Origin of the sequence: Weizmannia sp. FSL W8-1119, from assembly GCF_038008605.1 — a bacterium.
Taxonomy (GTDB): domain Bacteria; phylum Bacillota; class Bacilli; order Bacillales; family Bacillaceae_C; genus Weizmannia; species Weizmannia coagulans.
On record NZ_JBBOZL010000001.1, the window covers coordinates 585,608 to 608,488 of the forward strand.

Below are 22,881 nucleotides of genomic sequence, written 5' to 3' on the forward strand. Positions count from 1 at the left end.
CAAGAAAAAAAGCAGGGGAGCCGGTTTTGGCTGAGAGGATGCCGTTTTGCATCGACCCTTCACCTGATCTGGATAATGCCAGCGTAGGGAGTCTCATATTGAAGCATGTTTCGGCATGTTTTGGATGGACAGGCTTTCTTGCGCATGCAATGAAAGCTTTTTTATTTGAAAAAAAGGAGGAAAATTTGATGGAAAAATCGAATCAAGTAACGGTTTCTTTTTCAGTTGTCCCGCATATTAAAAGTGATGACTTATACGGTGTCGTCGACCGCGCGATCGAAGTTGTTCAAAACGCCGGCGTACGTTATGAAGTTGGGGCAATGGAAACGACGATGGAAGGCGATCTTGACGAACTGCTTGGGATCATCAAAAAAGCGCAGGATGCTTGCGTCCAAGCCGGTGCGATTGATGTCATCACATCGATCAAAATCCATTACCGGCCAAGCACCGGGGTGACAATGGATGAAAAAATTGCAAAATATCGCGAACAAGCGCCGCAGCCTGTTCGTTAACACGGCGCTCACGGCTGCCTGGCTCATTTTTTTGCTCTTCGTCTGGCAAGGGGTAACGGCCGGCTTTCATATCAGTGAATGGATGCTGCCAAAACCGACGGAAGTATGGCAGGAATTGAAAAATCTGCAATGGATGGTTTGGCCCAATATTTGGCAAACTGCAAAAGAAGTATTGATCGGGCTTGCCTTTTCCATTATGATTGGCGCAGCGATTGCCGTTTTTATGGATATGGTTCCCGTTTTCCGGATGCTGGTCCGGCCGCTACTGGTCGTTTCGCAAACAATTCCGATTGTGGCGATTGCGCCGCTTTTCATCGTCTGGTTCGGATTCGGGCTCCAGTCAAAAGTTATTGTGGTCATTTTAATCTGCTTTTTCCCGCTGGCATTGAGCATCCTGGAAGGGTTTCAAACGGTGGATGATGACTTGGTGAAACTGTTAAAGACCATGCATGCTTCAAAAGGGCAAATTTACATGAAAGTCAAATTTCCGGCTGTGCTCCCTTACTTTTTTTCAGGTTTAAAAATTGCCGTTACATATAGTGTGATGGGTGCCATTATCGGTGAGTGGCTCGGCGCAAGCGAAGGGCTCGGCGTCATGCTGACAAGGGCGACAAAATCTTTTATGACTGCCCGCTTGTTTGCCATCTCCGCTGTCATCATTGGGCTCACATTTCTTTTATACGGCGCTGTTGAATGTTTGCAAAGGCTATCCGCACCATGGGTATATCGAAAGGAAGATCATCAATGAAGAAAATTTTAATCATGTTGCAGGCGGCCATGTTGCTGCTTGCTGCCGGATGTGCCGGCAGCGGGCAGAAGGACAGCAGCAAAAAAGCGTTGCAAAAGGTGACGGTTGTGCTGGACTGGTTTCCGAACACCAATCATACCGGCCTGTATGTGGCTAAAACAAAACATTATTTTCAAAAGCAGGGCCTAGATGTGAAAATTATCCAGCCGGGAGACAATATCACGGCTGAACAGATGGTGGCCTCCGGGAAAGCGGATTTCGGGATCAGCTATCAGGAAAATGTCACCACGGCAAGGACGGAAGGAATCCCGATTGTATCCATTGCCGCGATCATCCAGCACAATACTTCCGGCTTTGCTTCTTTGAAAAAAGACAACATCACTTCTCCGAAAGATTTTGAAGGTAAACGCTACGGCGGCTGGGGTTCGCCGTCTGAAGAAGCTGTCATCAAAACGGTCATGGAAAAATACGGCGCCGACTACAGCAAAGTAAAAAATATCGTGCTCGGCCAGACGGATTTTTTCAAATCAATCGGACGTGAAGCGGATTTTGAATGGATTTATTACGGCTGGGACGGCATCCAGGCAGAGCGGAACGGGAAAAAACTGAATCTTATCATGGTCAAAGATCTCGACCCTGCGCTTGATTATTACAGCCCGGTCATCATTACAAGCGAAAAACTGGCCAAAGGGGATAAAACCCTTGTCAAATCTTTTATGAAGGCTGCGGCGCAAGGTTATACATTTGCGATCAAGCACCCGGAACAGGCTGCCGATATCCTGATTCAGGACGTGCCGGATACAAATAAAGGGCTTGTCCGCGCCAGCCAGAAGTGGCTGAGCACGAAGTACCAGGACGATGCCGCGGAATGGGGGGTACAGAAGGAAGAAGTGTGGCGCCGTTATATGGACTTCCTTTATGACCATAAAGTCATTAAGAAAAAAATTAACATCAAGGCTGCCTACACAAACGAATTTCTTCCAAACCGGCCATGACGTATTTGCAATTGGAAGACATTACGAAAACATTTGGAGGGAAAAAAGTGCTCGACGGCATTTCCGCAACGATCCAAAAAGGTGAGTTCTGCGCTTTTATCGGGCCGAGCGGGTGCGGAAAAAGCACGCTGTTAAATATCATTGCCGGGATTGAAAAGGCGGATGGCGGCAAAGTGATGCTTGGCGGCAAACCGGACGGGGTTCAGGATGCCGCCGGTTTCATGCCGCAGCAGGATTTGCTTCTGCCCTGGCGGACGGCACTGCAAAACATTGTCCTACCGCTTGAAATAAAAGGGGTGCGGAAACGGGAACGAATTTTGCGGGGGATGGAGGTACTCCGGCAGTTTGGCCTTGAAGATTACGCCGGCCACTATCCCGCCTCGCTCTCGGGCGGCATGCGGCAGCGGATCAGCTTTTTGCGCACGTATTTATGTGAAAAGCCGGTTATGCTGCTGGATGAACCGTTCGGAAAACTCGATGCTTTTACAAAAATGGATGTCCACCGCTGGCTGCTTGAATCATGGGAGAAAGGAAATCAGACGATTCTTATGGTTACCCATGATCTTGATGAAGCCGTGCTGCTATCGGACCGTGTTTTTGTCATGTCGCAGCAGCCGTCCGTCATCATCCACGAATTGAAGGTGCATTTGCCGCGCCCGCGGAAATGGGAGATGCTCTCTTCGGATGTGTTGAAAAAAGACAAAGATGAACTGTTAAGAGAGCTTGCCTCATTTTTGGGGAAATAAAAAAGGTTTGGAGAGGCTCCAAACCTTTTTTACAAGTTCAGCATATTGGATGCTGCATATTTTTCGACGGAAAGGCCGGTGCGGTCAACTTTGGCCGGTTCAACCAGCACATGCGGGAAATGGGCGCGGATCGTTTCTGCCATGGCCTCTGCCTCTTCGAACGGTACGAGCGAAATAACCGTCGGGCCGGCGCCGCTAATGACCGTCCCGTATGCGCCGAGTGATTTGGCCAGCCTGCGGATCTCCAAAAATTCGGGGATCAATTTTGTCCGGTATGGCTCGTGAAAACGGTCTTGTTCCATCATCTTTCCAGCCAGTTCGTACTGGCCACTTATGAGCGCCGCAATAAAAAGGTTGCTGGCCGCGCTCCCTTTTACCGCTTCTTTCCGCGCATAAAAATCAGGAAGCACTCTGCGCGCATCTTCCGTTTTCAGCTCATAATCGGGAATAAAAAGGAGCAAATCCGCCATGATGTCAAAAAACGGCATGACTTCAAACCGTCCGTCCCCGCGCTCGGCTGAAACAACGAGCCCGCCGAACAGGGATGCCGCGACATTATCCGGATGCCCCTCGATCCGCGAGGCAATGTCCAGCTTTTCCGCAAGCGAAAGCCCGAGATTTCCGGCAAAGTTGGCAAGTTCAATGCCGGCTACAACGGCTGAGGCGCTGCTGCCAAGCCCGCGGGCAAGCGGAATTTCACTGTCAACAATGACTTTGCACGGGGCCAGCCGGCTGCCATATAAATCCGCAACCTGCCGCGCAATTTTTAAGATAAAAGGGTCGCTGTCTTCCGGAAGCGGCGGCAAAAGGGGCGATACTTGTTCAAAAACCCATTCCTTGCTGCCGCACACTTCAAGCGTTAAGAAACGGTTGAGCGCCATGCCGACTGAATCAAATCCGGGCCCGAGATTTGCCGTGCTTGCGGGTACACGGATAACCAGCCTGTTCATACATGGATCACATTCGAAAGATAATCTGTCACGGCTTCTTCCGTTGCCGGCAGCACGGCAGGCCGGACTTCGACTTGGGACATGGCGGTTTGCGGGTCTTTAAGCCCGTTTCCGGTCAGGACAGCAACCACTTTGCTCCCTTTTTTGATCTGTCCCGTTTTGACCTGCTTGATGACACCGGCGATGGACGCACATGAACCCGGCTCGGCGAACGTCCCTTCATTGCGGGCGAGCAGCCGGAACGCATCAAGAATTTCTGGGTCTGACACCAAGTCGATCACGCCGCCTGATTCATCGCGGGCATTGACGGCCAGTTTCCAGCTTGCCGGGTTGCCGATCCGGATCGCGGTGGCGACCGTTTCAGGGTTTTCGATCACCCGGTCCCGGACGATGGCAGCCGCGCCTTCCGCTTCAAAGCCGTGCATTTCCGGCAGGCCGGTTTCAAATTTCTCATTGAACTCTTTGAATCCTTTCCAATACGCGCTGATGTTTCCGGCATTGCCGACCGGGATGGCAAGGACATCAGGTGCTGAACCCAGCTGCTCACAAATCTCGAAAGCTGCCGTTTTTTGGCCTTCCAGCCGGTAAGGGTTAACTGAGTTTACAAGTGTGACAGGCGAAGTTTTGCTTACTTTCCTGACGATTTTAAGCGCCTGGTCAAAATTGCCGTCAATTTCCACGATTTCAGCACCGTACATAACGGCCTGCGCCAGTTTGCCAAGCGCGATTTTTCCGCTCGGAATCACGATGATCGCCCGGATCCCGGCTTTTGCAGCATAGGCGGCCGCAGAAGCGGATGTGTTGCCGGTAGAGGCGCAGATAACGGACCTGCTGCCGCTTTCGATCGCTTTCGCAACCGCCATCACCATGCCGCGGTCTTTAAAAGAGCCGGTCGGGTTCAACCCTTCAAATTTTCCGTACAATTCCACGCCGAGTTTTTCCGATAAGCGGGCAAACGGGATAAGCGGCGTATTGCCTTCAAATAATGTCAGTTCTGGTGTTTTGTCTGTGACGGGTAAAAATGATTTGTACTGCTTGAGTAATCCTGGCCATTGATTCATGTCTTTACGCCTCTCCTTCAACACGGTAGTAGCTGTTCACTTCTTTGACAACAGGCATGTCATTTAACTGCTCGAGCGCCTTTTGGAAACGGTCGAGCGACACTTTGTGGGTGACAATGATGATTTCTGCAAGCTCATCGCGTTTATCAGGCGTCTGCAAAATCCGTTTAAAGCTGATGTTGAGCGCGCTGAAGGCGGCTGTAATTTTCGAAAATGCGCCGACCTGGTCTTTTAAATGCATACGGATATAAAATTGCCCGTAGCGCTGCTCAGACGGCATGAGTTTCCGTTCAAAGCGCGGGCCCCTGAGGTTCCGGCCGTTCACACCGAGCTGCATGTTTTTAATCGCGGCAATACAATCGCTCACGACCGCGGTCGCAGTCGGCATGCTTCCGGCGCCGGGCCCGTAAAACATCGCCTCGCCGATTGCTTCCCCGTTAATATAAACGGCATTGAATTCATTTTTCACGGAAGCAAGCGGGTGTTTTTGGGCGATAAACGTCGGCTGCACGCTCACTTCAATATGTTCATCCTGGCATTCCGCCATGCCGATCAGCTTCATCGTATACCCAAGCGTTTTCCCGTAATGCAAATCTGCAGATGAAAGATGGGTAATGCCTTCCACTTCCACATCTTCAAGTTTCACATTTGTATAGAATGCGAGCCGTGCCAAAATCGCCATTTTTCTTGCCGCATCCAGGCCTTCCACATCTGACGTCGGGTCGGCTTCGGCAAAACCAAGTTCCTGTGCCTCTTTCAGTGCCTCGTCATAAGAAACGCCTTCATCCATCATTTTGGTTAGAATAAAATTGGTTGTCCCGTTGACGATCCCCATCACTTTTTGGATCCGGTCGGAAACAAGGCCGTCCGTGAGCCCCCTGATAATCGGGATGCCGCCGCCGACGCTTGCCTCATACAGGAGGTCACACTGGTTTTTCCAGGCCAGTTCCTGAAGCTCCGGGCCGTAGAGGGCAATTAAATCTTTGTTCGCGGTTATGACATGTTTTTTATTTTCAATCGCCTTGACAATGTACCTCCGGGCTTCATCAATTCCGCCCATCACTTCGACGACGACATCAATTTCCGGGTCATTTAATATCTCATCGGGATTTGTAGTGACAGAGGCGGGATCAATGTCTACACCGCGGTCTTTTTCGATGTCGCGCACGAGAATGCGTTTCACCTTTACTTCACGCCCAAGCTGGTGGACGAGTTCCTCCTGATGCTGCCGGATCAGTCTGACAACGCCGCAGCCAACGGTTCCGAGTCCGAGCAGTCCGATTGAAACGTCCGATTTCATTTGATCACACCTCTTTATGTATTTTTACATAAAACAAATGTCTTTGTATAATAGACATTAAAGCATGAATACAGAGGAAGATCAAGTCTTTCTTTTTTTAAAAGTAAGAAAAAGAATCAGACGTATAGTGCTGGTTGCGGGTGCCGCTCCAGGCAAACTTCGAGAATTGCGGCATTCATGGCGTCGTTTTTTTGGACCATTTCAAACGCATGCGGGAGAAAGCATTCAGCCGGCGAGACTGCGGCCTCCCCGCATATATCGATGCCAAATACTTGTTTTTGATCGAGAATGGCCGAAATGCAGGACAGCAATTCCTGCCTGCCCATCGCCCCCTGATCCCAGTTTGTCTCGGCAAAAGCCGGGGAAAGGACGTCTTTGTCAATGCTGATATAGACGGTATCTGTTGGAATGGCGGATAAAATCCGTTGCCGGTTTTCAAGATTCCGGCTGTTAAAAGGAAAGATTTGGACGGTTTGCGGCGGGCGGCGATGTGTTATGAAAGAAGTCGGGCCGATGATGGCAACGCTTTTCAGCAGCGGGTTCATTTTTAAGGCGTAGGAAACCCATGACCCGCATGACAGCAGTGTTTGTTCAAAGCTGTCGTCCATGTCCGGATGGTTGTCGAACAGCACAAGGGTGAACGGTTCCGGCGCTTCTTTTAAAAGCAGGGAGGTTACATAATGGTAATTGCCGCTTCCAAGAAAGGTGATGCCTTTTTGCTTGCGGCGGCCCAGTGCCGTTTCAATTTGGAAAAGCGCCTCTTTTTCACAAAAAAGATTGGTATGGCGGATATGTTTCATATTGATTGTTTCATGGGGAAAAGACTGGACCCTTTTTTGTTCATCATACGTTTCGTCAAAAGCCAATATCGTGACACCTTTATGCAATAAACCCATCTCTTTCATCTCCTTTAAGAAATCACAGAACGGGTTGAACAAGGTTCCTTTGAATGGCGGAATATTGAAACGTTTATGATTTATTTTATCACACTTTTTTAAAGCGTGCACCGTTTCCGGCTCAACAGGAAGGGGCGGGAAAGATTACACACGTAAATTCTTGAAATGGCAACCGGCAAACGCCGCGCTCCCGCGTCCTTTTGGGGGGGATTTTCATCCGAATTTTTCATTGCGAGATTGCGGCATGAAAAGCGGAATCGCGCCGGCCGTATTATTTTTTCGCATCAAAATAAGCCTCCCTCATGCAGGAAGGCTTTATGCTCTATTAAACGATGACCGGCGGTTTGCGCACGAGGCTCATAATGCCTGCAATCAGGTAAAGCAGCGCCGGGAGCACCCCGAATCCGACGGTGAAAAAGAACACAAGCACTGCGCCGATAATAAGCAAAATGCCTGACAGCTTCGGACTTTTGTTATTCCTCAGTTGAACAGCGGCGAAAATGCCGACCGCCGTTCCGATGGCAAGCACCACAGCAATTCCCCAGCCGAGTGCCTGGATCGTATGAAGGGCTGTTTGAAAATCGGTTTCCGGGATGGAGGCATCCGTTTTCATCCGGGCTTCCATTTGGTTGATACCTTCGCTTTTCATGGCTACTGTACCGAAGAAGACAAGAATTGCGGCAAGTCCGTTTAGCACCGCGCCAATGACGCTCAGTATAATTTCAGCAGTTCGTTTCATTTATACCACCCCTTTCTTTCTTGTCTATAAAACCCATTCCCTTCCATAAATACGAAAAAAACAAAAAAAGGATTCGGAAATTAGAAATTTTATGTTGCCGCATTCAAGCAGTGTTACAATAAAACTATGAGAACGGGGGTGTTTGGCAATGCAAATTTATACAAGCAAAGAAATTAAGGAAGCCGATGCAACGGCAGCTTCTTTCGGCATGGATACGTTTACGCTGATGGAAAATGCCGGAAGCGGCCTGTACCGGGCACTTGCGCCGCTCCTTTCCAAACGCGACACGATTGCGGTGCTATCCGGCAAGGGGAATAACGGCGGGGACGGAATCGTGCTTGCCCGCTATTTAAAACTGAACGGATACAAAGCGGATTTGATCTTTCCTTTAGGTCCGCCGCAAACGAAAGAGGCCGCGCAGCATTTTTCCTATTTTCAATCGTGCGGCTTTGAAGCAGCCCCTTTTGACCGTGAGAAACAGTATGACTGGATCGCAGACGGGCTACTTGGCGTAGGTACCAGGCTGCCGCTCAGGGATGATCTTGCAGAAATAACCGATTGGATCAATACCCGGAAAGCAAAAGTGGCCGCCATTGACGTACCGACGGGAGTGGCGGGGGATACGGGTGATGCCGATCCGCATACCGTACACGCGGATTATACGTTTTCTCTCCATGGATTGAAACCGTCCAGCCTGTTATTCCCTTCTTCCGCTTATTTTGGCGAAACAAAGGCTGTCGAAATCGGCCTGCCGCATACATCAAAATGGAAAATTTGGTCGGAAGAAGATGTCATCCGTTCGCTTCCCGAAAGAAGCGGAAATGTCCATAAAGGCACGTTCGGGACCGGGCTTTTGGTTGCCGGAAGTGACGATATGCCGGGCAGCGCGGCGTTGGCTGCGATCGGCGCGATGCGGATGGGGATCGGGAAACTCTCCGTTTTTACGGAAAGCGGTGCTCGGAATGTGATTGCCACACTCGTTCCTGAAGCCACTTATTTAAAAAGGGATTTTTCAAAGCGGCTGAACGATTTGGGGCAGAAGTTTGCCGGGGTGGCCATCGGTCCCGGGATTGAACCGGATAAGCAGCTGGAGTCTTTCATTCATGGCGTTTTAAAAGAACCGCTTCCTGTTGTCCTCGATGCGGGTGCATTACATAAAAGGGCATACCCGAAACGCACGGCTCCGGTCGTTTTAACGCCGCATCCGGGGGAATTTTCAAGGATGGCGGGCATTCCGGCCGGGCAAATGGCATCGGACAGGATCAGGCTTGCTTCCGCTTATGCGCAGGAACACGGGGTCACCGTCGTTTTAAAAGGGCAGTACACGGTGATGGCTTTTCCGGATGGCAGCGGCTATGTAAATGCAACCGGCAACAGCAGCCTGGCAAAAGGCGGAAGCGGCGATACATTAACCGGCATGCTCTTGGCAAATATATGCACGTATGCTAATATCAAGGAAGCGGTTGCCAATGCCGTTTATATTCACGGGGCATGCGCCGACTTGTGGATCCGGGAAAACGGGTCCTCTACACTCACTGCCCATGAATTTTCCCGGCTGCTTCCAAAAGTGATGCACCAATTGGAAACGGCCGCGAAAGATGCATGTGAAGCGCCGGGTTTAGGAGAACGGTGACCGTTTTATAAAGAGGTGACAAATGATGCAAAAAATCAAGAAGGCGATTATCCCGGCAGCGGGGCTTGGAACACGTTTCCTGCCGGCGACGAAGGCAATGCCGAAAGAAATGCTTCCGATTGTCGATAAGCCGACAATCCAATATATTGTGGAAGAGGCCATTGATTCCGGCATTGAAGATATCATCATCGTAACCGGGAAAGGGAAACGGGCGATTGAAGACCATTTTGACCATGCATTTGAGCTTGAGGACAATTTGATCGCAAAGAAAAAATTTGATCTGCTTGAAAAAGTGCGCCAGCCTGCAGAAGTGGATATCCATTATATCCGGCAAAAGGAACCAAAAGGATTGGGCCACGCGATTTGGTGTGCGCGCAAATTTATCGGAAATGAACCGTTTGCCGTGCTCCTTGGAGATGACATCATCCAGGCTGAACCGCCTTGCCTGAAACAAATGATCGATGTTTATGAACAGGTCCATTCCAGCGTGATTGCCGTCATGGAAGTCGCGCGTGAGGAAACAAACCGTTACGGGATTATTGACCCGCTCGATCAAAAAGGAAGAATTTATGATGTGAAAGGCTTTGTAGAAAAGCCGAAAGTGGAGGAAGCGCCGTCAAATGTCGCCATTATCGGGCGGTATATTTTAACACCGGAGATTTTTGATTTCCTTTCATTGCAAAAGACCGGTTCAGGCGGAGAAATCCAGCTGACCGATGCCATTGAACAATTGAATGAAATCCAAAAAGTGTATGCCTATGCTTATGAAGGGAAACGCTACGATGTCGGCGAAAAGTTCGGGTTTATCAAATCGACGATTGAAATGGCGCTTTCCCGGGAAGATCTGCGCGATGATTTGCTCCGGTATCTGGAAGATTTGCAATGGAGAATACAAAACGACCGGATCTGAAGCTGCCGGGTCTGCCGGTAAAAACGCCTGTTTCGTGAAATGTGCGAACGCAGGCGTTTTTTATCGGACCTGTGTGAAGGGGGTGCGGGATACAATCTGAAGCTCCGGCTGCTTTGATGCAAAAAACAAACCCTGTCCATTGGCAAAAATCACACGGCCGGATGAAAAAAGATGTAAGATAGTAGCGAAAGCAAGGAAAGGATGGCACATTTTGAAAAAAGATGACCAAAGATTTAAACAGGCGCATAAGGAAGCATGGATCGGCGTCGGGCTTGTGCTGTTCAATTTTCTCTGGTGGTACGGTTTTGCTTACGGCTTAGGTACACGGCCGGCCAAACAGTACCATTATATATTTGGCATGCCGTCATGGTTTTTTTACAGCTGCATTGCCGGCTATATTGTCGTGACGGCGCTTGTCATCTTCATTGTGAAGTTCTTTTTCAAAGATATTCCTTTCGATGATGAAGAGGGGGACAAGCCATGAACTGGCCGGTACTGGCACCACTGCTCATTTTTTTGCTTATTATTTTTGCCGTTGGTTTTTGGGCCAATCAATATGTGATCAAAACGCAATCTTTTGTACATGAATATTTTCTTGGGAAACGGCAGCTCGGCGGCTTTATCCTTGCGATGACAATGGTGGCGACATACGGGAGCGCCAGCAGCTTTATCGGCGGCCCGGGCGTGGCGTACACGCAGGGGCTTGGCTGGGTGCTCCTTTCCATGGCGCAGCTTTCAACCGGTTATTTTGTCCTGATGGTACTCGGGAAAAAATTTGCGATTATGGCACGCAAATATGATGCGGTGACGCTGATTGACTTTTTAAAAGGCCGCTATCAAAGTGATACCGTCGTCATTTTGGCGGCAGCAAGCATTATTATTTTTCTGTTTTCATCCATGACGGCACAGTGGATCGGCGGGGCACGCCTTGTTGAATCGCTGACCGGCCTGCCGTATACGGCGTCGCTCCTGATTTTTGCCGCTTCTGTTACGCTGTTTGTCGTAGTCGGGGGATTTCGCGCAGTGGCGGTGACAGATGCGGTCCAGGGGACGGTCATGTTTCTCGGCACGCTTATTTTACTAGTGGCAACCATTAAAGCGGGCGGCGGGATGGAACATATTATGCACAATCTTGCTGTGCAGGACCCGGACCTGATTACGCCGTTCGGGCATGGGCACAGCCTGGCCCCTGCCTATGTATCGTCGTTTTGGATTTTGGTCGGGATCGGTGTCGTCGGCCTGCCGCAAATTACGGTCCGGGCGATGTCTTATAAAGATTCCCGGGCGATGCACAGGGCGATCATCATCGGTACCATTGTCATTGGTTTTATTATGTTCGGCATGCATTTTATCGGCGTGATGGCACGCGCTGTCATACCAGGTGTGGAAGTGCCGGATACGGTTATGCCGCTATTAACGATGAAAGTGCTGCCGCCAGTGCCGGCCGGTATTGTGCTCGCTGCCCCGATGGCCGCGATTATGTCCACCGTTGATGCGCTGCTTATTCTCGTCGGTTCTGCGCTCGTCAAAGACCTTTATTTGAATTATGTGAAGCCGGACGCATCCGAAAAACAGATGAAAGCAGCGAGTTTCGGCGTGACCGCAGCGGTTGCCGCCGTTGTCGTGCTGTTGTCGCTCAGCCCGCCGAAATTGATTATATGGCTCAACTTGTTTTCCTTTGGCGGCCTGGAATCCGTATTTATATGGCCGGTTATTTTCGGCCTGTACTGGAAAAAAGGAAACAAGTACGGCGCGGTTTGTTCCATGATACTCGGTATGGGCTCGTACATTTTGCTGGACCGCCTGCACCCAAACCCGTTCGGATTGCATACAGTTGTGCTTCCGGTTCTTATTTCATGCGCCGGGTTTATTGCGGCGAGCCTCCTCTTCGGGCGCAAAAGGGCTGCCATTCGGGCCGGGTCCGAGTAATCTGGCGCCCCAAATTGAAATTTTGGCTAAAAATGCGCGGTGCCCGGGGAAAGCCTGCAAAATAAGAATCAATCGGACCGGGACGAGTCATCCTCCCGGCCCCTGATTGAAAGACAGCCTCGAAAATTTTGCCGAAAAAGCGAAGCTGCCCGCAAATCATTTGGTGTAAATCCGCAAAAAATGGCCAAAATTTTCCCCGGGATAAATGCACGGCAGATTGGGAGCGTTTCAAAATGGGGTAGCCAATTATGGTTGGAACCGAAGCTTTCGCTGTTCTTCTGCCTGAAGCAGGTTCATGATGGCTGGAATTTAAGGCTGCGAAAAAATTTTTCGTTGCATCTCTCCCGGAATTGTGGTAATATAATGATTGTCATCTGCGGGACATTAGCTCAGTTGGAAGAGCAGCTGACTCTTAATCAGCGGGTCGTGGGTTCGAGCCCCTCATGTCCCATCACGAAGCAATATGATGCACAAATGTGACATTATATTGCTTTTTTTATTTTTATAAAGTTTTTTAGGCGGATAAATCGGCTAAAAAATAACAAGCGGACATATTCAGGCATACTATATTGTGGTATAATAAAATAGTTGCAAGTTTCGCAGCTATTTATGAATCGAAGAAAAAAGGAGATGATAACTGATGGATTCTGACGCGCATCCGAGGTCGTGCATGAAACATAAGCAAAAGGAAGTCTTCATACTGGCCTCGACCATCCCTACAGGTTATCAGTCTCTGGAAGAGTAAAGTATGCTTGAGCTTCCTCAAAAGTGAAGAGGAGGTGGCCTGCATGTTAAATATGTATTTAACGGACGAAAACGGCAAACTGAAGGAAACAGAAACTTTATCAAAAGGATGCTGGGTGAACCTGGTGAACCCGACAGAGGAAGAAATCAACCAGGTTGTCCAGCAAACGAATATACCGGCCGATTTTATTAAAGACCCGCTGGATGTCGATGAACGCTCCCGTATTGAAAAAGAAGACGATGATATTTTAATCATTGTCGGCCTTCCCGTTAAGGTAAAGGACGATGTGGACTCCGCGCTGTATGATACGATTCCGCTCGGAATTATCGTCACGCCTTTTTATTTCATCACGGTCTGCCTGCAGGATAATCCGATTATCGGAAAGTTTATCCACAGACGGGTGCGCGGGTTTTACACCTACATGAAAACCAGATTTACCCTTCAAATTCTATATGAAGTTGCAAGTTATTATTTAAACTATTTGAAATATATCGACCGCAGATCAAGCCTGATCGAACGCGAATTGCACGAATCGATGCGAAACGAGGAACTGTTCGAACTGCTGAGACTTGAAAAGACACTCGTGTATTTTACGACCTCATTAAAAGCCAATAAAATCGTCATGGAAAAAATGACACGGCAGCATTTCCTAAAAGTATATGAAGATGACATGGACTTACTGGATGACGTCATGATTGAAGTCAAACAGGCAATCGAAATGTGTGAAATCCACAGCAATATTTTAAGTGGTATGATGGATGCCTATGCTTCTGTCATTTCCAATAACGTGAACAGCGTGATGAAATTTTTGACGACGGTCACGATTATCCTTTCCCTGCCAACGGTGGTATCCAGCTTTTTCGGAATGAATCTTCACGGCCTGCCGTGGCAATCAAGCCCCCATGGTTTTTGGCTGGCGTTTTTGGTCTCTCTGGTTCTTTCCAGTGTCACAGCCCTCATTTTTTGGAAAAAAAGATATTTCTAACATACCCGGGAGATGGATTTGCATAAAATTCATCTCCTTTTCTGTTTTTTTCTTGTGAATGTGCAGGTTTCACAAACGAGAAGCGGTTTTTTTACGGCAATTTCTATACTGAATTCTGCATAAATATGCAAATATAAAATGGAAGCACTTACAATGTAAAAAGGCGGGAAAAACTTATTTTAATTGAATCACGGCTGGAAAGCAATATTTGAAAGAAAAAAGTTTATAAATGATTTATTCATTTGTCACCAATCTGACACAGCCATAGCATGTGAAATCGCATATAATAGAGCCATAAAGAAAAGAAATATTGAAAAACAGCAGAAAATCATGTGAAATTATTCACAAACTTTATTTTTTACCCTTTATGTGAAATTCTTCACAAAATCACCAGAATGGGGGCCACGATCATGGCAATTGATGAAAAAGTTGTTGGCAAATCCGCACAAATGACGGAAATGGTAAATTCCCTCGTCGTCAAAGGCCAAAAAGCACTGCGTGAATTTATGGAACTGGATCAGGCGCAAGTGGACAATATCGTAAAACAAATGGCGCTTGCAGGGTTGGAACAGCATATGGTGCTCGCCAAAATGGCCGTGGAAGAAACAGGGCGCGGCGTATATGAAGACAAAATGACAAAAAACTTGTTTGCAACAGAATACATCTATCACAACATTAAATATAACAAAACAGTCGGCATCATTGACGAAAACAATAATGAAGGGATTGTTAAATTTGCGGAACCGGTCGGCGTGATTGCCGGGGTCACTCCTGTAACGAACCCGACATCAACCACGATGTTTAAAGCATTAATTGCCATTAAAACACGCAACCCAATTATTTTCGCGTTCCATCCGTCCGCACAAAAATGCAGCAGTCATGCCGCAAAAGTGATGCTTGACGCTGCTGTGAAAGCCGGCGCCCCGGAAAACTGCATCCAATGGATCGAAAAACCGGCCATTGAAGCGACACAGCAATTGATGAAACATGCGGGTATTTCGCTGATTCTTGCCACGGGCGGTTCCGGCATGGTAAAGTCCGCCTATTCGAGCGGGAAACCTGCGCTTGGCGTCGGGCCGGGAAACGTCCCTTGCTATATTGAAAAATCTGCTGATATCAAACGCGCCGTCAATGACCTGATTTTGTCCAAAACGTTTGACAACGGCATGATCTGTGCGTCGGAACAGGCTGTCATTATCGACAAAGAAATTTATGACAATGTGAAAAACGAATTGATTGCAAATCACTGCTACTTCCTGAATGAAGCGGAAAAGAAAAAAGTTGAGAAAACCGTCATCAATGAAAAGACGCAATCCGTCAACAGCGCCATTGTCGGCAAACCGGCCTATGAAATTGCAAAAATGGCAGGCGTGGACGTCCCGGAAGATACCAAAATTTTAATTGCTGAACTTACAGGCGTCGGCCCGGACTATCCACTTTCCAGAGAAAAATTGAGCCCGGTTTTGGCCTGCTACAAAGCCAGCAGCACAAAACAAGGTTTCGAATTTGCAGAAGCCATGCTCGAATTCGGCGGACTCGGCCACTCGGCTGTGATCCATTCGACAAATGATGAAGTCATTGAACAATACGGCTTAAAAATGAAAGCCGGCCGGATCATTGTCAACTCCCCGTCTTCGCAAGGGGCAATCGGCGACATTTACAATGCCTACATGCCTTCTTTGACGCTCGGTTGCGGCACGTTCGGCGGCAACTCAGTGTCCACAAACGTCGGTGTCATTAATTTGTACAATGTAAAAACAATGGCGAAACGGAGAGTCAATATGCAATGGTTTAAAATTCCACCGCGCGTGTATTTTGAAAAGAACTCGGTCCAATACCTGGAAAAAATGCCGGATATCTCAAGTGCCTTTATTGTCACCGATCCGGATATGGTCCGGCTCGGATTTGTTGAGAAAGTGCTATACTACTTGCGGAAACGCCCGGACTATGTCCACTGTGAAATTTTCTCTGAAGTCGAACCGGATCCGTCCATTGAAACGGTACGGAAAGGCGCCGAAGCAATGGCAAGCTTCCAGCCGGACGTCATTATCGCGCTTGGCGGCGGGTCGGCCATGGACGCTGCAAAGGGCATGTGGCTGTTCTATGAGCATCCGGAAGTTGATTTCAACGAATTGAAGCAAAAATTTATGGATATCCGGAAACGGGTTGCCAAATTCCCGAAACTGGGTGAAAAAGCGCAGCTGGTCTGCATTCCGACCACATCGGGCACCGGTTCTGAAGTGACTTCTTTCGCCGTCATTTCGGATAAAAAGAACAATACAAAATATCCGCTCGCAGACTACGAACTGACGCCGGATGTTGCGATCATTGACCCGCAGTTTGTCATGACCGTCCCGAAATCCGTAACAGCCGATACCGGGATGGACGTTTTGACCCATGCGATTGAAGCCTATGTTTCCAACATGGCCAATGACTATACGGACGGCCTGGCAATTAAGGCCATCCAGCTTGTTCACGAATACTTGCCGAAAGCATACGCAAATGGGAGCGATCAACTGGCACGCGAAAAGATGCACAATGCATCGACTTTGGCAGGGATGGCATTCTCGAATGCATTCCTTGGCATCAACCATTCGCTTGCCCATAAAATCGGCGCTGAATTCCATATTCCGCACGGGCGGGCCAACGCGATTCTCTTGCCGCATGTTATCCGCTATAATGCGCAAAGGCCGAAAAAATTTGCGGCATTCCCGAAATACGAACATTTCGTAGCGGATCAGCGCTACGCGGAAATTGCGCGTATTCTCGGGCTGCCGGCAAGCACGACAGAAGAAGGCGTCGAAAGCCTTTGCCAGGAAATTATCCGGATGTGCAAACTGTTCAATATGCCGCTTAGCCTGAAAGCAGCCGGCGTGAACCGGGCGGACTTTGAAAAACGGGTTGCCGTTATTGCAGACCGCGCATTTGAAGACCAATGCACGCCTGCAAACCCGAAATTGCCGCTTGTCAGCGAATTGGAAGACATTTTACGCAAAGCTTTTGAAGGCGTTGAAGAAAAATAAACGATTTTTTAAGAGCCCGGATGTGAACCGGGCTCTTTTCTTTTCCGGCCGGGGTAGTGTATGATAAAAGGACTGGAAAAGGAAGGTCAGGGAAAAACAATGGAACCTACATTCATTCATCATTTACAGCCTTTTTTACAACAGGCATGGAAAAATTCAACGTTTGAACATTCTGCTTTTGTACAGGAAAAAGTGATTCCTGCTGTGCTGGACGGCCGGGATGTGATTGCTGTGGCACCGACAGGATCGGGAAAGACACTCGCCTACCTGCTGCCTGTGCTCGACCGGATGGATCCCGGAAAACAAGCGGTCCAGGCTGTCATTTTGGCGCCCTCTAAAGAACTGGTCATGCAAATACAAGAGGAAGCCGGAAAATGGTCACAAGGAAGCGGAATACAGAGCATCCCGCTGATCGGCGGCGCAAATGTGAAAAGGCAAATTGAAAAACTGAAAAGACATCCGCACCTTGTGATCGGGACGCCCGGGCGCATCCTCGAATTGATCCGCCAGAAAAAACTGAAAATGCATGAAGTGAAAATGATGGTGCTCGATGAAGGGGACCAGCTGCTCGAAAAGGAATACAGCCTTACAGTCGGACAAATTGTAAAATCCGCCATGCGCGATTGCCAGATCCTTTTGTTTTCAGCCACTCTGCCTGATGCAGCAGCCCAAAAGGCAATAGACCAGATGAAAGAACCCCTATTGATCCGTATTGCAAAAGAGGAGGCGCGGAGCCCGGTTGAACATATTTATATCGTAACGGGCGACCCGCGCGGCAAAATCGAGCAGTTACGAAAAATTGCCCGGATGGGGGTCCGGGGGCTCGTGTTTTTCAATAACAAATGGGATGTTTCGGTTGCAGCGGAAAAGCTCCGGTTCAAAGGGCTGGCCGTCGCCGAACTGCATGGCGATATGCGCAAGGAAGAAAGGGAAAAAAGCATCCGGTTGTTCCAAAATGGCGATGTCCCGCTCCTTTTGGCAACGGATGTTGCTGCCCGCGGCCTGGATATCCCGGTGATTACGCATGTCATTCAATTTGATTTGCCGGAAGATGTATCCGCATATGTCCACCGCTCAGGGCGGACAGGCCGGCTCGGTTCGAACGCCGGCACAGTTGTCTCCCTTGTGACGCCCGGAGAAGAAAAGGTGTTGAAAAAATTCGCAAAAGCGCAGCATGTGGAACTGGGGCGGAAAGACATCAAGCGGGGCGAACTGGTGGATCCCGAATAAGCATGTGGGCAAAACCTGTTTTTTGAAATGCGGAAAATTTGTCGGATGGTGGCTTCATTCCGCGGGCGGATTCCGAAAGCGGGAAAATGATTCTGCTTTTTAGCTTTAGAGAAGAAGAAATGCAAAGTTCTGTACGCTTTATCATGCGGAAGAAAGGCCTGCCGGAAATCGATTTCCGGCAGGCCTTGTGTTTTGAAACTTCTTTTTGAATGAGCATCGGCAATCGCCCGATCGTGTTTTGAACCTTCTTATGAATTAACATCGTCCGGGAGGCTGGCCGGTGACAAGCCGGCTTTCTTAAATACTTTGCCGAGTTCATCGTTGGCTTGTTCCAGCTTTTTGTTCGCAGCATCCAGCGAAGGGTTCGCTTTTTTCAACTCATCCGCTTTCATTTGGTAGGACTGTTGCAAATCTTTTACAGCGGTTTTTATCTCCGATTGATAGTTGTTTAATTTGGATGGGATTTTCGTATTTTTTACTTCCTTTCCCACATTTTCTGCGGATGACTGCGCCGCCTTCTGCATGGTGGCAAGCTCGGTTTTCGGCGGCCTGTCGTCCGTCTTAGCGATCGCCTGTTCATACGTATTTAAATCCCTGTCCTGGGCGTTGATACGATTGGTGAGATCCATGTAAAAATTCATCAAAGCCGTTTTTGTGGCGCTTTTTGCCGGTTTCTTTGCCCCGGACTGGCCCGCATTTCCGGAACATGCGCCAAGTGCGAGCACAAAGGCAAGGCTAAATAGTGCAAACCAAATTTTTTTCATGCTGTAGCCCCTTCCTAAATCTGTAAATTTTTAATAGACTTGCAGTACGATCATAGCATTTTTTGTTTCTTATGGTAAATAGGGGAGGGAAAAATAAGATTTATGGAAAAAGTTTTAATTCGTCTTTTTCGTATCCGCGTTTAAATACCCAGGGAAAGGGTAGGGGCAAAAAAAAAACATCGGGACTCTCCGAAGTTTTTTGTCTCAAAGCCTTTTCGCCCCGACGTACCGCGGTTTCCAATAAGGATTGCTGAGGGTGTCGATCTTGACGCCTTGCGATACGGAGTGGATGACTTGATTATGGCCGATATAAATGGCGATATGTGAAACGCCTTTTGAATAAGTATGGAAGAAAACCAGATCGCCCGGTTTTAAATTTGACTTGCTGACTTTTTTCCCTTTTTTGTAAATGCTTGCTGCTGTTCTCGGCAAGTTTTTTCCGTTCTTTTTAAATGTATAACCTACAAAGCCGGAACAATCAAAACCTGACGGGCTTGTGCCGCCCCATCTGTATGGCGTCCCTATATATTTCTTTGCCGTACTGATGACCTTTGACGGGGAATAGGATGCAGCAGCCGCTTGTTTAGCAGGCAGTAAAAAACCGGTCCCCAGCATAAGCGCAAGCAATATTGGAGCTACTTTCTTCAAACTTCCCACCTCTGTCTATGAATCTCACAATCCCACTATACCAATTTTTGTCTATTCTTTGGTTACGCTCACATTAAATAATATTACAAAAACATTACGTATACGACAAAAGTGTGAAAAGATTGGCAGCATCCGGCATGCGGGGCGCGGCAGCTTTTTTTGTTCGGATGAACCATGGATTTTGATATCTAACGTTATTTCTATATAATGGAGTCATGACTTTAAAGCAGAAGGGAACGTTCAACATGATAGTTAAGTCAGAAGCGGATTTGGAAGGACTGAAAAAAATCGGGAGGCTTGTTGCCAGCATTCGCGATGAGCTGAAGGAAAAAGCCAGGCCCGGCATCACAACAAAAGAGCTGGATGAATGGGCAGGCAAACGGTTTGCAGAAAACGGGGCGGTCTCCGGGCCAAAGGGAGAGTATGATTTCCCTGGGTACACCTGTATCAGTGTAAATGAAGAAGTGGCGCACGGCATTCCGGGAGACCGCGTGTTAAAAGAGGGGGATCTTGTGAATGTGGATGTATCCGGATCGCTGGATGGATATTATGCGGATACAGGCATCTCTTTTGTTGTTGGAAAAGGAGATCCCGAATTATTTGCGCTGTGCGAATGTGCGCAGCGGGCGTTTGACAGCGGCTTGAAGAAGATCAGGGCCGGAAATAAGCAGAATCAAATTGGCCGGGCGGTTGAAAAAGCAGTGTACAGCAGCGGATTTGAAGTGCTCCTGAATTTGACGGGCCACGGTGTCGGGAAGGCCTTGCACGAGGATCCCGAGTATATTTTAAATTACTATGATCCGGACGATACAGGTTTGTTACAGGACGGCATGGTCATTGCGTTTGAACCGTTTGTCTCGACCGGCGCCGATGAAGTGGTCGAATCGGGCGACGGCTGGACGTATGTAACGCCGGACGGGAGCTTTGTATCCCAAGTGGAACATACCGTCATTGTAACAAAAGGGACCCCTATCGTTTTAACGCGATAAGGGGAACCTGCTCCGGAGTATGCCCCGCCCGAAGCATGCACCATTCGGGCAGACATGGAGCAAGTGGAATAAATGGCCCGCTCGTTTTAATCGTAAGCGGGGGCTGAAGTATGCATTTGAAAAGATCCCGCCGTCTTACCGCGTTTTAACGCAGTAAGCGGAGAAATGCCCTCTCCGGAATACCGCCCCGCCCGAAGATTGCACCGTTTCAGGCGGAGCAGTATAAGCGGGCCATTCTACCGTTTTAACGCAATAAGCGGGGAAACGGCTCTGATCCGGTGTGCCAGCCAGCCTGCAACCAAGGATAAAATAATGTCTTTCGGCAGCGGCACCGCCATCCACATCCAGGCGATTTTGTAGCTGAACGCTTGCGGGGCCTGCGCCCATATTTTATAAGCGGCGTACATCCAGTTGGTCCCAATCAAATAGTTTACAATCATGCCGATGATGGAAGCGGTAAAGTACGCTGCCATGTTTTGGCGCTTTTCCACAATCTTGCCCGTGGCCCAGGCTGCGGGGATAAAGCTAAGAATAAATCCGAATGATGGGCTGAATACGGTTTGAAACCCGCCGCTGAATCGCGCAAAAACCGGTGCCCCCAATAAGCCGATCAGCATATAGGCGACCATCGAAATCGCTCCAAGCCTGCTGCCGAGCACTAAACCCGCCAGCACGGCAAAAAAAGTTTGCAATGTGATCGGCACCCCGCCGATGACAAGAAACGGCGCAATAGATGTAATATTTGCCCCGATGGCCATCAGCGCCGCAAACATACCCGCATAACAAAGATCAATGGCACGGAATTTTTTCGCTTCCATTTTTTCACTCCCCTTTTTTCCTTTATCTATTAATAGATTAAAAAACCGCGGCATATATGTCAACTTAGAAATATAATTGGTTTACATATTTTAAAGGATTTTGGGCTTACGATCTTGAAGTTTACATTGAGGGAGAGGGGAAATTAATTGTCACCCACCGGCTTTTGGGCGAATACACTAAACGGAAAAAGCCTGGATAAAGAGGTGGTCCATTTGTATTGGCTCAAGCCAGATATGTATTTTTCCCGGACGGAACCGGGTTACCAAAATTACCGGCAAAAATATGCATTTCCGCCCCAGCACCAGCCGGAACAGCCGGGGATTGAAAAACTGATGCATCCGCGCCCGCTGATCGAAGACCCGTCCTATAAGGGATCTGGAAAGCTTGAAAATAAAGTGGCGATTGTAACCGGCGGGGACAGCGGGATCGGCGCAGCCGCCGCGATTGCGTTTGCGAAAGAAGGCGCGGATGTCGTGATCCCGTATTATTCCAATTATGAAATAGAAGATGCCGGGCGGACAAAGCGAAGGATTGAAGCGTTCGGGCAGCGTTGCCTGCTGATTCCGGGGGACTTAAAAGATCCGGAGCATTGCCAAAACGTTGTGAAGCAAACGGTGGATACATTCGGGCATCTGGATGTGCTTGTGAACAATCACGCCATGCAGTTTGTGCAGCATGATTTGCAAGATATTACGAATGAACAATGGGATTTTACCTTTAAAAACAATATTCACAGCTTTTTCTACCTGGTAAAAGCCGCACTGCCGTATTTGAAAGCCGGCAGCTCGATTATTTTTACCACTTCTGTAACGGCGTATGAAGGAAATCCAAATTTGATCGATTATTCTGCAACAAAAGGGGCAATTGTGGCTTTTACCCGTTCTTTGTCGCAAAATCTGGTTAGAAAGGGGATCCGGGTCAATGCGGTGGCACCGGGGCCGATTTGGACACCGCTGATTCCGGCAAGCTTCTATCCGGAACAGGTTGCCAAATTCGGCCGTAATGTGCCATTGAAGCGGGCCGGCCAGCCTTACGAACTGGCCCCGACTTATGTTTATCTCGCGTCCCGTGATTCCAGCTATGTGACCGGTCAGGTGCTGCATGTAAACGGCGGGACGATTACTGGCTCGTAGGCAGGAGGCAAGACAGGCATGTCCGCCCGATTCCGCCCGGTGCAAACAAAGGCACATGACGGGTTTTCCCGTTTCCGCAAGACGGAACAAAAGGAAGTTTGTGCCATGCCGGGTTTTGCTTTTTTT

21 protein-coding genes, 1 tRNA gene and 1 riboswitch are annotated in these 22,881 nt (G+C 48.6%); of the genes, 14 read left to right on the forward strand and 8 right to left on the reverse strand.

From position 1 onward, the window contains the following. Positions 1-3 precede the first annotated feature (3 nt). Positions 4-107: riboswitch (TPP riboswitch) on the forward strand. 81 nt (positions 108-188) lie between these two features. From NSQ19_RS02735 to NSQ19_RS02750, 4 genes are read left to right on the forward strand one after another with little or no spacing between them, the layout of a single operon-like run. Continuing rightward, complete coding sequence (locus NSQ19_RS02735; RefSeq protein WP_029141401.1) at positions 189-512, forward strand: MTH1187 family thiamine-binding protein; 324 nt, start codon at positions 189-191, stop codon at positions 510-512. Further along, the gene (locus NSQ19_RS02740) at positions 463-1,260 is read left to right on the forward strand and encodes an ABC transporter permease (RefSeq protein WP_019722212.1); all 798 of its coding nucleotides are present in this window, start codon (positions 463-465) and stop codon (positions 1,258-1,260) included. Before NSQ19_RS02735 ends, NSQ19_RS02740 begins: the two co-directional genes overlap by 50 nt. Continuing rightward, positions 1,257-2,255, forward strand: coding sequence for an ABC transporter substrate-binding protein (locus NSQ19_RS02745; RefSeq protein WP_017553400.1), 999 nt, complete (start codon positions 1,257-1,259; stop codon positions 2,253-2,255). Before NSQ19_RS02740 ends, NSQ19_RS02745 begins: the two co-directional genes overlap by 4 nt. Continuing rightward, complete coding sequence (locus NSQ19_RS02750) at positions 2,252-3,001, forward strand: ABC transporter ATP-binding protein (protein ID WP_340702329.1); 750 nt, start codon at positions 2,252-2,254, stop codon at positions 2,999-3,001. Before NSQ19_RS02745 ends, NSQ19_RS02750 begins: the two co-directional genes overlap by 4 nt. Before the next feature lie 29 nt (positions 3,002-3,030). Here the strand turns inward: NSQ19_RS02750 and thrB are convergent, their stop codons facing one another. The 5 genes from thrB to NSQ19_RS02775 all read right to left on the reverse strand — a co-directional run bounded on the left by thrB (position 3,031) and on the right by NSQ19_RS02775 (position 7,947). Further along, the gene (gene thrB, locus NSQ19_RS02755; RefSeq protein ID WP_029142013.1) at positions 3,031-3,951 is read right to left on the reverse strand and encodes a homoserine kinase; all 921 of its coding nucleotides are present in this window, start codon (positions 3,949-3,951) and stop codon (positions 3,031-3,033) included. After that, on the reverse strand, positions 3,948-5,012 hold the full coding sequence (gene thrC / locus NSQ19_RS02760) for a threonine synthase (protein WP_237348952.1): 1,065 nt from the start codon (positions 5,010-5,012) through the stop codon (positions 3,948-3,950). The genes thrB and thrC overlap by 4 nt, the downstream gene beginning before the upstream one ends. Before the next feature lie 4 nt (positions 5,013-5,016). Further along, positions 5,017-6,312: a homoserine dehydrogenase gene (locus NSQ19_RS02765; protein ID WP_340702330.1), complete on the reverse strand. Its 1,296-nt coding sequence runs from the start codon at positions 6,310-6,312 to the stop codon at positions 5,017-5,019. Positions 6,313-6,428: 116 nt separating this feature from the next. Continuing rightward, positions 6,429-7,208 carry an arginase family protein gene (locus NSQ19_RS02770; RefSeq protein WP_340702331.1) on the reverse strand — a complete coding sequence of 260 codons (780 nt, stop codon included), beginning with the start codon at positions 7,206-7,208 and terminating at the stop codon, positions 6,429-6,431. A gap of 325 nt (positions 7,209-7,533) precedes the next feature. Further along, the gene (locus NSQ19_RS02775; RefSeq protein WP_340702332.1) at positions 7,534-7,947 is read right to left on the reverse strand and encodes a DUF4064 domain-containing protein; all 414 of its coding nucleotides are present in this window, start codon (positions 7,945-7,947) and stop codon (positions 7,534-7,536) included. A 148-nt stretch (positions 7,948-8,095) separates the two neighbouring features. On the opposite strand from NSQ19_RS02775, the gene NSQ19_RS02780 reads away from it, so the two are divergent. From NSQ19_RS02780 to NSQ19_RS02815, 8 genes are all read left to right on the forward strand, one after another. After that, positions 8,096-9,580, forward strand: a complete 1,485-nt coding sequence (locus tag NSQ19_RS02780; RefSeq protein WP_013858518.1) for a bifunctional ADP-dependent NAD(P)H-hydrate dehydratase/NAD(P)H-hydrate epimerase — start codon at positions 8,096-8,098, stop codon at positions 9,578-9,580. A 22-nt stretch (positions 9,581-9,602) separates the two neighbouring features. After that, positions 9,603-10,490 carry a UTP--glucose-1-phosphate uridylyltransferase GalU gene (galU, locus tag NSQ19_RS02785; protein WP_081105606.1) on the forward strand — a complete coding sequence of 296 codons (888 nt, stop codon included), beginning with the start codon at positions 9,603-9,605 and terminating at the stop codon, positions 10,488-10,490. Positions 10,491-10,701: 211 nt separating this feature from the next. Next, a complete protein-coding gene (locus NSQ19_RS02790) occupies positions 10,702-10,974 on the forward strand; it encodes a YhdT family protein (RefSeq protein WP_013858520.1) in 273 nt (90 codons plus the stop codon). Further along, positions 10,971-12,419, forward strand: coding sequence for a sodium/pantothenate symporter (gene panF, locus NSQ19_RS02795; protein ID WP_340702333.1), 1,449 nt, complete (start codon positions 10,971-10,973; stop codon positions 12,417-12,419). Before NSQ19_RS02790 ends, panF begins: the two co-directional genes overlap by 4 nt. Positions 12,420-12,797: 378 nt before the next feature. Further along, a tRNA-Lys gene (locus tag NSQ19_RS02800) sits at positions 12,798-12,870 on the forward strand. A gap of 337 nt (positions 12,871-13,207) precedes the next feature. Beyond that, positions 13,208-14,149, forward strand: a complete 942-nt coding sequence (locus NSQ19_RS02805; protein WP_340702334.1) for a magnesium transporter CorA family protein — start codon at positions 13,208-13,210, stop codon at positions 14,147-14,149. Positions 14,150-14,559: 410 nt separating this feature from the next. Continuing rightward, positions 14,560-17,172 carry a bifunctional acetaldehyde-CoA/alcohol dehydrogenase gene (adhE, locus tag NSQ19_RS02810; protein WP_340702335.1) on the forward strand — a complete coding sequence of 871 codons (2,613 nt, stop codon included), beginning with the start codon at positions 14,560-14,562 and terminating at the stop codon, positions 17,170-17,172. Between the two features lie 99 nt (positions 17,173-17,271). Then, on the forward strand, positions 17,272-18,402 hold the full coding sequence (locus NSQ19_RS02815; protein ID WP_340703163.1) for a DEAD/DEAH box helicase: 1,131 nt from the start codon (positions 17,272-17,274) through the stop codon (positions 18,400-18,402). 248 nt (positions 18,403-18,650) lie between these two features. On the opposite strand, the gene NSQ19_RS02820 is transcribed toward NSQ19_RS02815, so the two are convergent. Both NSQ19_RS02820 and NSQ19_RS02825 read right to left on the reverse strand, forming a co-directional pair. Next, positions 18,651-19,166, reverse strand: a complete 516-nt coding sequence (locus NSQ19_RS02820) for a hypothetical protein (RefSeq protein WP_237348959.1) — start codon at positions 19,164-19,166, stop codon at positions 18,651-18,653. A 204-nt stretch (positions 19,167-19,370) separates the two neighbouring features. Continuing rightward, the gene (locus NSQ19_RS02825) at positions 19,371-19,814 is read right to left on the reverse strand and encodes a C40 family peptidase (RefSeq protein WP_061574980.1); all 444 of its coding nucleotides are present in this window, start codon (positions 19,812-19,814) and stop codon (positions 19,371-19,373) included. Between the two features lie 245 nt (positions 19,815-20,059). Here NSQ19_RS02825 and map point away from each other — a divergent pair, with 245 nt between their 5' ends. Continuing rightward, entirely contained in the window at positions 20,060-20,803 is a 744-nt protein-coding gene (map, locus tag NSQ19_RS02830; protein WP_029142023.1) for a type I methionyl aminopeptidase, read from the forward strand. Between the two features lie 236 nt (positions 20,804-21,039). Here map and NSQ19_RS02835 read toward each other — a convergent pair whose 3' ends face one another. Next, the gene (locus NSQ19_RS02835) at positions 21,040-21,621 is read right to left on the reverse strand and encodes a biotin transporter BioY (RefSeq protein ID WP_340702336.1); all 582 of its coding nucleotides are present in this window, start codon (positions 21,619-21,621) and stop codon (positions 21,040-21,042) included. A gap of 147 nt (positions 21,622-21,768) precedes the next feature. On the opposite strand from NSQ19_RS02835, the gene NSQ19_RS02840 reads away from it, so the two are divergent. Continuing rightward, a complete protein-coding gene (locus tag NSQ19_RS02840) occupies positions 21,769-22,755 on the forward strand; it encodes an SDR family oxidoreductase (RefSeq protein WP_340702337.1) in 987 nt (328 codons plus the stop codon). Positions 22,756-22,881: the final 126 nt, after the last annotated feature.

Bases quoted from the DNA above. Each gene is read 5' to 3' on its own strand.
- NSQ19_RS02735 (WP_029141401.1), top strand. From the start codon at position 189: ATGGAAAAATCGAATCAAGTAACGGTTTCTTTTTCAGTTGTCCCGCAT.
- NSQ19_RS02740 (WP_019722212.1), top strand. From the start codon at position 463: ATGAAAAAATTGCAAAATATCGCGAACAAGCGCCGCAGCCTGTTCGTT.
- NSQ19_RS02745 (WP_017553400.1), top strand. From the start codon at position 1,257: ATGAAGAAAATTTTAATCATGTTGCAGGCGGCCATGTTGCTGCTTGCT.
- NSQ19_RS02750 (WP_340702329.1), top strand. From the start codon at position 2,252: ATGACGTATTTGCAATTGGAAGACATTACGAAAACATTTGGAGGGAAA.
- thrB (WP_029142013.1), bottom strand. From the start codon at position 3,951: ATGAACAGGCTGGTTATCCGTGTACCCGCAAGCACGGCAAATCTCGGG.
- thrC (WP_237348952.1), bottom strand. From the start codon at position 5,012: ATGAATCAATGGCCAGGATTACTCAAGCAGTACAAATCATTTTTACCC.
- NSQ19_RS02765 (WP_340702330.1), bottom strand. From the start codon at position 6,312: ATGAAATCGGACGTTTCAATCGGACTGCTCGGACTCGGAACCGTTGGC.
- NSQ19_RS02770 (WP_340702331.1), bottom strand. From the start codon at position 7,208: ATGGGTTTATTGCATAAAGGTGTCACGATATTGGCTTTTGACGAAACG.
- NSQ19_RS02775 (WP_340702332.1), bottom strand. From the start codon at position 7,947: ATGAAACGAACTGCTGAAATTATACTGAGCGTCATTGGCGCGGTGCTA.
- NSQ19_RS02780 (WP_013858518.1), top strand. From the start codon at position 8,096: ATGCAAATTTATACAAGCAAAGAAATTAAGGAAGCCGATGCAACGGCA.
- galU (WP_081105606.1), top strand. From the start codon at position 9,603: ATGATGCAAAAAATCAAGAAGGCGATTATCCCGGCAGCGGGGCTTGGA.
- panF (WP_340702333.1), top strand. From the start codon at position 10,971: ATGAACTGGCCGGTACTGGCACCACTGCTCATTTTTTTGCTTATTATT.
- NSQ19_RS02805 (WP_340702334.1), top strand. From the start codon at position 13,208: ATGTTAAATATGTATTTAACGGACGAAAACGGCAAACTGAAGGAAACA.
- adhE (WP_340702335.1), top strand. From the start codon at position 14,560: ATGGCAATTGATGAAAAAGTTGTTGGCAAATCCGCACAAATGACGGAA.
- NSQ19_RS02815 (WP_340703163.1), top strand. From the start codon at position 17,272: ATGGAACCTACATTCATTCATCATTTACAGCCTTTTTTACAACAGGCA.
- NSQ19_RS02820 (WP_237348959.1), bottom strand. From the start codon at position 19,166: ATGAAAAAAATTTGGTTTGCACTATTTAGCCTTGCCTTTGTGCTCGCA.
- map (WP_029142023.1), top strand. From the start codon at position 20,060: ATGATAGTTAAGTCAGAAGCGGATTTGGAAGGACTGAAAAAAATCGGG.
- NSQ19_RS02835 (WP_340702336.1), bottom strand. From the start codon at position 21,621: ATGGAAGCGAAAAAATTCCGTGCCATTGATCTTTGTTATGCGGGTATG.